The sequence below is a fragment of the Nocardia veterana NBRC 100344 genome, from assembly GCF_000308855.1.
GTDB lineage: Bacteria > Actinomycetota > Actinomycetes > Mycobacteriales > Mycobacteriaceae > Nocardia > Nocardia veterana.
This window is the reverse complement of sequence record NZ_BAGM01000172.1, coordinates 1-940: the sequence shown is the minus strand read 5'-3', so window position 1 is coordinate 940 and position 940 is coordinate 1. Positions and strand designations below refer to the sequence as shown.

General features: G+C 58.7%; 1 protein-coding gene and 1 pseudogene. One reads left to right on the top strand and one right to left on the bottom strand.

Features of this window, described 5'->3' with window-relative positions:
- A pseudogene (locus ON37_RS26560) lies at positions 1 to 184 on the bottom strand (hypothetical protein); the annotation flags it as partial.
- 269 nt (positions 185 to 453) lie between these two features.
- On the opposite strand from ON37_RS26560, the gene ON37_RS26555 reads away from it, so the two are divergent.
- Complete coding sequence (locus ON37_RS26555) at positions 454 to 762, top strand: glycosyltransferase family A protein (RefSeq protein ID WP_040723149.1); 309 nt, start codon at positions 454 to 456, stop codon at positions 760 to 762.
- Positions 763 to 940: the final 178 nt, after the last annotated feature.

The following is a 940-nucleotide window of genomic DNA, read 5'->3' as shown; positions in this document are numbered from 1 at the left end:
CGGCCGGATTCGTCGCGGTGGCCTTCCACTGCCGCAGACCCGTCACCGGGTCCACCTTCTGACGAGCCGGAGCGTTGCGGTTCTGGTTGTACTCGGTATCCGGCTCGATCTCACCGACCAGCACAAGACCCTTCTCGAACGCTTCGTTGAACGCGACGTTGAAACGCAGATCCTTGAGTGCCATGACTGAATCTCCTTGTGTCTGGGTGAATTTCGAATCTCGCCTCACTCGGTAGCGGCGATGGACATCATCGTATACGTAGGTTCGTATACGCACAAGGGATTTGCGTATACGAAGTCCGAGAAAGATCAAACCTGCTGGTCAGTGCACTGGAACAGTTGTCCGTATACGTATCTTCGTATACGCTCGGCGATGTAAAGACGCTATCGCCGCCGGTTGAGACCCATGGACCGATCGACACGCGCGGCACCACGGGACAAGAAGGTGTGCACATGAGATTCCGCCCCACGGCTCTCGCGTGGATCGACTCCGATGTCACCGTCGCGCCGGACTGGGATCGCGCCCAGGTGCAGCGCCTGGCGAGGCATCTGGGCTACGCCCTCATTTGGCCGGCTAGTTCATTGCTGCCGTTGCCGGATCAGGTCCGCACTGCTGATGTCGATGCGGTGATCATCCCTTCGGCGAACCATCTGGACCCGCTCACCCTGAACAGCCTCATGGGATTAGCCGATGTCGAGGCCGTCCTACCTCGGCTGTCGTTCGCTAGATGGCCGATGTATCAGAGCGGGAGGCAAGGGTGAGCATCTGGGGAACCCTCGGACTACGTCTCGTAGTCCTGCCGCTGTCGGTGGGGGTGTATTGCCTGGTGGTGTACTGGCCGGAACGTCGCCCCTCTGATTCCCGAGCGAAATCGGAAGCTGTCGATTCGGGTGCAGATTCGAATGCTTGAATATCTCACGCGACATCCACTTAGATCTT

What these genes read in the sequence shown, in the direction of transcription:
- ON37_RS26555 (WP_040723149.1), top strand. Translation starts at nt 454, where the DNA reads ATGAGATTCCGCCCCACGGCTCTCGCGTGGATCGACTCCGATGTCACC.